Annotated in this window: 8 protein-coding genes and 1 pseudogene; 4 read left to right on the top strand and 5 right to left on the bottom strand. The window is 74.6% G+C overall.

What is annotated here, in order from left to right:
• Nucleotides 1-243 precede the first annotated feature (243 nt).
• The 4 genes and pseudogenes from H5J29_RS36205 to H5J29_RS14075 form a co-directional block, all read right to left on the bottom strand.
• Nucleotides 244-546: a helix-turn-helix domain-containing protein gene (locus H5J29_RS36205; protein ID WP_312858215.1), complete on the bottom strand. Its 303-nt coding sequence runs from the start codon at nucleotides 544-546 to the stop codon at nucleotides 244-246.
• Nucleotides 547-653: 107 nt separating this feature from the next.
• Nucleotides 654-1,493: pseudogene (locus H5J29_RS36210) on the bottom strand (AarF/UbiB family protein); the annotation flags it as partial.
• A 142-nt stretch (nucleotides 1,494-1,635) separates the two neighbouring features.
• Nucleotides 1,636-1,989 carry a nuclear transport factor 2 family protein gene (locus H5J29_RS14070; protein ID WP_181781402.1) on the bottom strand — a complete coding sequence of 118 codons (354 nt, stop codon included), beginning with the start codon at nucleotides 1,987-1,989 and terminating at the stop codon, nucleotides 1,636-1,638.
• A 56-nt stretch (nucleotides 1,990-2,045) separates the two neighbouring features.
• Nucleotides 2,046-2,819, bottom strand: coding sequence for an ATP-binding protein (locus H5J29_RS14075; protein ID WP_181781403.1), 774 nt, complete (start codon nucleotides 2,817-2,819; stop codon nucleotides 2,046-2,048).
• Nucleotides 2,820-2,929: 110 nt separating this feature from the next.
• Between H5J29_RS14075 and H5J29_RS14080 the strand changes: the two genes are divergently transcribed.
• From H5J29_RS14080 to bla, 4 genes are all read left to right on the top strand, one after another.
• The gene (locus H5J29_RS14080; RefSeq protein WP_220187412.1) at nucleotides 2,930-4,153 is read left to right on the top strand and encodes a PP2C family protein-serine/threonine phosphatase; all 1,224 of its coding nucleotides are present in this window, start codon (nucleotides 2,930-2,932) and stop codon (nucleotides 4,151-4,153) included.
• 93 nt (nucleotides 4,154-4,246) lie between these two features.
• A complete protein-coding gene (locus tag H5J29_RS14085) occupies nucleotides 4,247-5,539 on the top strand; it encodes an alpha-amylase family glycosyl hydrolase (protein ID WP_181781404.1) in 1,293 nt (430 codons plus the stop codon).
• A 185-nt stretch (nucleotides 5,540-5,724) separates the two neighbouring features.
• Nucleotides 5,725-6,465 (top strand): helix-turn-helix domain-containing protein, encoded by a 741-nt coding sequence (locus tag H5J29_RS14090; RefSeq protein ID WP_181781405.1) that lies wholly within the window; start codon nucleotides 5,725-5,727, stop codon nucleotides 6,463-6,465.
• A 36-nt stretch (nucleotides 6,466-6,501) separates the two neighbouring features.
• Nucleotides 6,502-7,407: a class A beta-lactamase gene (gene bla / locus H5J29_RS14095; RefSeq protein ID WP_181781406.1), complete on the top strand. Its 906-nt coding sequence runs from the start codon at nucleotides 6,502-6,504 to the stop codon at nucleotides 7,405-7,407.
• Nucleotides 7,408-7,450: 43 nt separating this feature from the next.
• On the opposite strand, the gene H5J29_RS14100 is transcribed toward bla, so the two are convergent.
• The coding region (locus H5J29_RS14100; RefSeq protein WP_181781407.1) for an anti-sigma factor domain-containing protein at nucleotides 7,451-7,757 on the bottom strand (307 nt) is incomplete at its 5' end.

Here is a 7,757-nt window from a genome sequence, read left to right on the forward strand (position 1 = left end):
GACCCGCTCGACCCGGTCCGTCCACCGGCGCGGGAAGGGGTCGAGGGGCGGGGCCCCGGGCGCGGGCGTGTGGTGGGGCTGGTCCGGTTCACCCGGCCACTGGGAGCGCACGTCACGGTCCTCTCGACGTCGGTTCCTCCACGGTGCGCCTGTGCGGGGCGACCGGCAACGCGGGTGAGACCGATCCGACCGTGCCGTCGATCACTCCCGGCGAGAGCCCGGTCACCGGACGTACACGGCCGCTCACCGTCCCTGGTCGGTGTCCGGCGGTCGGGGGGCGCCCCAGGCGAGCGCCAGGAGGAGCCGCGAACGGACGTCCGGGTCGTCGAGCTGGGGCCCGAACAGCTCGTGCAGCCTCGCCAGGCGGTAACGCACGGTCTGTGGGTGGATGTGCAGCTCCGCGGCGACGGCCTGCCGGTCACCCAGGTGCCGCAACCAGGAGGCGAGCGTCTCGCACAGCCGTTCCCGGGAGGCGGGGGCCGAGGCCTCCAGCGGGCGCAGCACCTGGGCGCGGAGCACCTCCAGCAGCCGGGAGTCGCGGTGCACGATGATCGCGTCGAGGTGCTCCTCGGCGAAGACCGGGTCCTCGGGCAGGACGCCTCCGTGAGGTAGCTCAGCTCGCCGTCGATCGAGCGGACCAGCTCGTCGACCAGCGGGACCAGACCGAGCGAGCGGACCGCCGCGGACCGCCGGGCCGCGGCGCGGGTCGCCCAGCGCAGCACGGCGGAGTCCCGCGCGACCGACACCTCGATCCCCGGTCGCCGGATCTTGACGACGACCGGTTCCCCACCCTGCAGGACGGCCAGATGGGTCTGGCCGATGGACGCGGCGGCGAGGGGCTCGTCGTCGAACTCGGCGAACACCTCGGCCGCGGGCGCTCCCAGCTCCTCGCCGATGCGCTCGCGGATCTGCGCGGTCGGCACGGCCCGCACGTTCGCCTGCAGGTCCCCGAGCGCCTCGATCACCGGCGGGGGCAGCAGGTCGGAGCGGGTGGAGGCGATCTGACCGAACTTCACGAACATCCCGCCGCAGTCCTCGAGGAACCGGCGGATCCGCAACGCCCCCTCCGGACTGGACAGTGCCGCGCGGGAGGCCAGCCGCGGCCCGGCGAGCCCGTGCCGCCGCGCGATGCGCAGGACCTCGGCCAGCCGCCCGCCGACGGTGAGGAAGGTCCGCACCCGGGTGCGCAGCGACCCGCGGCGGCGGTGGCGGGGCCGCAGCACCGCCTCCAGCGCGACGCTGAGGATCATCGTGGCCAGCAGGGCGAACCCGAACGCGAGGAGCAGGACCTCCGTCTGGCTGGGGTCCGGGTCGTTCCGCAGCAGCGTGGCGGCCACCCCGAGCCCGACGAGCGTCCCGAGCACCCCCGCCCCCGCCGCGCGCAGGAACCCCCGCCGCACGCCGAGCACCCGTCCGGCGCCGATGTTCACCGCGATCACGAACACCACGAGCAGGACCGTGTCCCAGAAGGAGAGGTCCAAGGTCAGCGACATGGGGCCAGCATCCACCCAGGACGGTTCGGACGGAACCCCGCCGGTGCGGGGTGCGAGACGGCCGCACACGAGCCCCGCACCCCGTCTACCAGGGGGTATCGGGCCTCGCTGCGCTCCGAGCCGGGTCGCCCGTGCGCCGTGATCAGGTCGAGGGGAGCTCGACCACGTACGACGTGATGGCCGTGATCATGCCGTCGGTGAAGTCGTAGAGGTCGCAGGAGGCCACGACGAACACGCCGTCGGGCTGCTCGTAGCGGGCGACCACGTCCACCACGACGGCGTCCTCCCCCACGACCGTGCGCCACGAGGGGAAGGTCGTCGTGGTCCGGGCGAGGTCGGTCAGGGTGCGTTCGCACACCGCGGTCACCTCGTCCCGCCCGGTCGTCGTCCCGGCGCCGTGGGCGACCCAGCGGACGTCCGGGGCCAGGTGGGGGTAGGCGAGGGCGAAGTCGTGGCGCGAGAACGCCTCGGCGATCTCCTGGATCCGTGCGGTCATGCCGCTACGACCGGTCGCCGGGTGAGAACTCATCGGACGGTCCGGTGAACACGGCCTCAGCCCGGTTCGCCCGTGAGCCGGAAGTCGGCCCACAGCTGCTTGCCCGAGGCGGTCCGCTGCCAGCCCCAGTCGGTCGCGGCCGCCGCGACCATCTGCAGGCCGCGACCGCGCGCGGCCGCGGGGTCGACGGGCTGGAGTGCGGGGGTCGCGGTGGCCTGGTCGGCGACGACGAGGTGGAGGAGGTCGTGGTCGAGCCGCGCGGTCACCGTGTAGGGACTGTCCGCGTGGTCCACCGCGTTCGTGGCGAGCTCCCCCACGACCAGGGCCAGATCGTCGGCGTCGACCTGGTCGGTGGCCTGCCACTCGACGAGCTTGGCGCGGACGACCCGCCGGGCCGCGCCCGGGCTCGTGGCGTCGTGTGCGAAGGTCCAGCAGGCGTGCACGACGCCGGGACGCCGGTCGCAGCCCTGCCTGGCCGGCTCGTGGGCCTGCGCGACGGCGACCTGGTCTGCCACCCCGGAGACCCGCAGGGCCTCCGTGAGTGCCGCGTCGCCCGTCACGAGCCCGAGCCTCGCGTGCGGCCACCCACCCGCCCGGTCCACCGCCTCCCCGAAGGCGGCCAGCAGGTCGAGCCGCTCGACCCGCAGACCGTCGAGATCGACCACGACCCGGTCGAAGACGGGCAGGCTCGCGCTGAGGTGGTCCACCAGACCCGGTCGGTTGCCCGCGCTGAGGGTGCCGTGGAGCCGGACGGTGGCCGTGCCCGCGGCGACGGTCGTCGTGATGGTCAGGTACCCGTCGTCCGGGCGCGCGGGGTGCGAGGTCGGCATCGCGGCCATCACCCTTCCGGTCCGAGACGGCGGGTACCCCGTGTCACGCCCGCGCACGCGTCCGCTCCCCCGACCGCGCCGATAGTCTGCGGCTCCCACAGGAGGTGCCCTTGCCCGAGTCCGCCCGATCGGACGACGTGCGCACGTCGTCCGACCCGCTCCTGGCGGTCTCCGCCGAGCCGCGCCCCCTGCACGTGCTCCTGGTCGAGGACGACGACGCCGACGCCCTGCTGGTCGAGGAGTACCTGCTGGACTTCGACGAGCCCGTCCGCCTGCACCGGGCCCGCACGGTCGCCGAGGCGGTCGTCCGGCTGCCCGGCATCGACTGCGTGCTGCTCGACCTCGCCCTCCCCGACGCCGTCGGGCTCGACGGCCTGCACGAGCTCGACCGCCGCGGGGACGCCGCGATCGTCGTGCTCACGGGCGACGTCGACGCGAGCAGGGGGCGGCACGCCGTCGGGTCCGGCGCACAGGACTACCTGATCAAGGGGCAGATCGACGGGCGGCTGCTGGGCCGCACGATCCAGTACGCCGTCGAGCGCCAGCGCGCCGAGCACATCACCCGCCAGCTCCACGAGGCCCGGCTGCACGAGCGCGAGAACCAGCGCCTCGAACGCGGCCTGCTGCCCAGCGGGCTGCTGAGCGAGGACCCCGGGCTCGCCCTGTTCAGCCGGTACGAGCCCGGCCACGAGCGGCTCCTGCTCGGCGGCGACTTCTACGACGCCGTGCGCACCGGCGACGGCAGCGTGCACCTGATCGTCGGGGACGTCTGCGGGCACGGGCCCGACGAGGCCGCCCTCGGGGTCTGTCTGCGGATCGCGTGGCGGTCGCTCACCCTCGCCGGCATCCCGCCCGCCCACGTCCTGCCCGTGCTCCAGCAGATCCTCGCCAGCGAGCGCCCCGCACCCGAGGTGTTCGCCACCGCCTGCGTGGCGAGCATCGCCCCGTCCCGCGACGTGCTCAGCGTCTACCTCGCGGGCCACCCCGCCCCCCTGGTCGTCGACGGCGGCACGGTCGTCGCGGTCGACGACAGCCGCCGCGGCGTCCCGCTCGGCATCCTCGCCGAGGCCACCTGGGCCGCCACCGATCTCGCCGTCGCGCCCGGGTGGGCGCTGCTCGCGTACACCGACGGCCTCGTCGAGGGCCGGGACCACACGGGCGAGCAGCTCTGGCCCGAGGGCCTGCTCGACCGCTTCCGGACCGTCCTGGCCCGCGGCCTGCTCGCCGAGTCCCCCACCGCCGCCCTCGCCGAGCTGATCGACGACGTCAAGACCACCCACCCCCACCGCTCCGACGACCTCGCCGCCCTCCTCCTCACCCACCTCCCCGGCTGAGCACCCTCCGCCCTGGACACCCCTGCGCCGGCCCCCGCGCGCGGTCCTCCCCGCTGCGCTGCCCTCCGGCTCCGCGTCCGTGAGGATGGGGCCATGGACCGTTGGATCGACCACGCGGTGTGGTGGCACGTCTACCCGCTCGGCTTCGTGGGCGCGGAGCCCCTGGCCCTGCCACCGGACGCCGCGCCGGTCCCCCGGCTGGACCGGCTCGAGCCCTGGCTGGACTACCTCGTGGACCTCGGCGCCAACGGGCTGGCGCTCGGACCGGTGTTCGCCTCCGGCAGCCACGGCTACGACACCGTCGACCACCTGCGGATCGACCCCCGCCTCGGTGACGACGCCGCGTTCGACCGGCTCGTCGGTGCCTGCCGCAGCCGCGGGGTGCGGATCCTGCTCGACGGCGTGTTCAACCACGTCGGGCGGGACTTCGCCCGGTTCCGGGAGGCCGAGGCCGAGGGTCCGGACTCCCCCGCGGGCCGCTGGTTCCGCTGGCAGGACGGGCGTCCCGAGGTGTTCGAGGGCCACGACATGCTGGTCTCGCTCGACCACGAGGCGCCCGAGGTGCGCGAGTACGTCGCGGGCGTGATGGCCCACTGGCTGGACCGCGGCGCCGACGGCTGGCGCCTCGACGCCGCCTACGAGGTGCCGCCCTCCTTCTGGGCCGCCGTGCTCCCCGCGGTGCGCGAGCGCCATCCCGCGGCGTGGTTCGTCGGCGAGGTGATCCACGGCGACTACGCGGAGATCGTCGCCGAGTCCACGTTGGACTCGGTCACCCAGTACGAACTGTGGAAGTCCACCTGGAGCGCACTCAACGACGCCAACCTGCACGAGCTGGCCTGGAACCTCGGCCGCCACGACGAGCTGCTCGCCTCGTTCACGCCGCTCACGTTCGTGGGCAACCACGACGTCACCCGCATCGCGAGCAGGCTCACGAACCCGGCCCACCTCGGCCACGCCGTCGCCGTCCTGATGACGGTGGGCGGCGTCCCGTCGGTCTACGCCGGCGACGAGCAGGGGTTCACCGGGGTGAAGGAGGACCGCGAGCACGGCGACGACGCCGTCCGGCCGCCCTTCCCGGACACCCCCGCCGAGCTCGCCCCCTTCGGCGCCCCCACGCTCGAGGTGCACAAGCGGCTGATCGGGCTCCGCAGGCGGCACCCGTGGCTCGTGCACGCCCGCACGACCGTCGAGCACGTCGCCGACACCACCCTGGCGCTGCGCTCGGTCCCGCGCGAGGGCGGCGCCGGGCTCGTCCTGCTGCTCTCGGTCGACGACGACCCGCAGCGGTTCCCGGACGAGCTCACCGGCGAGGTCGTCGAGTCCGCCGTCCCCGCGGACGACCCCCTCGACCTGCCCCCGCACTCCTGGCGCGTGCTCGCGGGCTGACCCTCGGCCGGGCGGCCCGGTGATCCGTCAGTGGGCGGTGCACAGTGTCTCGATGTCGAGGATCCGGTTGCGCCGCAACGGCGCGAGCGGTGTCCCGGGTGGCGGCCCTTGACTATGCCGTAGGGGCACGGTGTCGACTGTCGTCGAGTGGCGCGACCGCGCCACGGACAGGGAGGGGGCCGAGCGTGTCCTGGAGTACCCGCGAGATCGCCGAGCTCGCCGGGACCAGCCTGCGGGCGGTACGGCACTACCACGAGGTCGGGCTGCTGGAGGAGCCCGAGCGCCGCGCCAACGGCTACAAGCAGTACGGCGTGGCCCACCTGGTCCGCGTCCTGCGCATCAAGCGCCTGACCGACCTCGGGTTCTCCCTGTCCCAGATCGCCGCGATGGGCGACACCGACGACCACCCGGAGGAAGCCTTGCGCACCCTCGACGCCGAGCTCGCCGCCACCATCGAACGCCTCCAGCGGGTCCGGGTCGAGCTCGGGCTCATCCTGCGCCAGGCCGCCCCGACCGACCTGCCGACCGAGTTCGCCCCGGCCGCGGACGCGACGCTGTCCGCCGCCGACCGCTCGCTCGTCGTGGTGATGACCCGGGTCCTCGGTCCACAGGGCCTGCAGACCTATGCGGACCTGCTGCAGAACACCCCGGTCGATCCCGTGGACGGGGACTTCGACGCCCTGGCCGCCGACGCCGACGAGGCCACCCGCCAGGGTGTGGCCGAGCGGATGGTCCCCTTCCTCCGGACCCTGCTCGACAGCAACCCCGGGCTGAGGGACCTGCACGCCGACGCGCCCGGCGGCGCCCGCTTCGCCCGCGACACGGCGGGCAAGGCCATGCAGGACGTCTACAACCCGGCCCAGCTCGACGTCATACGACGGGTCGGTGCGCTGATGGCCGCCGACCGGGCGGACGGGACGTCCTGAGTTGAGAGATCCCCGTGGGCCTGATGGTGTGCGGAGGTGACGATCTCCCGCCGCTCCCTGCTGGTCGCCGGAGGGGTGTCGGCCGGTGCCGTGCTCACGGGCTGCACCGTGCCCGCACCGGCTCCGGCCGCCCCGGCCGTCCCCGAACCGCTCGCCCTCCCGGACCTGGGTGCCCTCGAGACGCGCTACGCCAGGCGCATCGGCGCTCACGTCCTCGACACCGGGTCCGGGGCGAGTGCGAGCCACCGCGCCGACGAACGGTTCCTGATGTGCTCCACGGTCAAGGCCCTGATGGCCGCCTTCGTCCTGCACCTGTCGACCACCGATCCGGGGCTGCTCGACCGGCGGGTGACCTACACCGCCGCGGACCTGGTGGAGTACGCGCCGGTCACCGCGCCGCGCGTCGGCACCGGGATGAGCGTCGCCGAGCTCTGCACCGCCGCCGTGACCGTCTCCGACAACACCGCCCACAACCTGCTCCTGCGCGAGACGGGCGGTCCCGCCGCACTGACGGCCTACCTGCGCGGTCTGGGGGACACGGTCACCCGCGCCGACCGCACCGAGCCTGCGCTGAACGAGCCGGCCGGAGAGCAGGACACGACCACCCCGGCCGCGATGTCCGCGACTCTCCGGGCTCTCACCGTCGGTGACGGCCTGCCGCGGGCGCAGCGAGACCGCCTCACGAGCTGGCTGCGGGCGAACACCACCGGCGACGCCCAGATCCGGGCGGGCGTCCCGACGGGCTGGCAGGTCGGGGACAAGACGGGCAGCGGCCCGGCGGGCGAGAAGAACGACGTCGGCCTCCTCGCGCCGCCACAGGGCGCGCCCCTCGTCCTCACCGTCTTCACGGTGCCCACGGACCGCGACGACGAGCGTGGTGCCGAGGTCGTCGCCGCCACGACCCGAGCGGCGGTCGCGGCCCTCGACGGCACCGGACGGTGAGCGGGAGGTACCTCGCGGCTCGGCCGAACCGGGCACGGCCCCGTCAGGAGAGCCGCCCCCGGAGCAGGCTGTCGCCGGAGTGGGAGGGGTCGCCGTCGTAGTGCTCCACGGACACGTCGACGGAGTCGAGCTGGTCGAGCGGCAGCCCGTCGGGCAGCACGAACCGTCCGGTCCAGCCCGCGCCGTCCCGACGGAGCGCCCCGAGGGCCTGCAGCCGGGTGACCCCGGAGTCGGTGAGCCAGGCCTCCAGATAGCCGTCGGCGGGGACCTGCGCGCGCTCCACCGAGACCACGACGACCCGGTCGCCCGCGACCTCCTCGAGACCGGCGGTGCCGCTGACCTCCGCCGTG

The organism is Pseudonocardia pini (assembly GCF_013870575.1).
GTDB lineage: Bacteria > Actinomycetota > Actinomycetes > Mycobacteriales > Pseudonocardiaceae > Pseudonocardia > Pseudonocardia pini.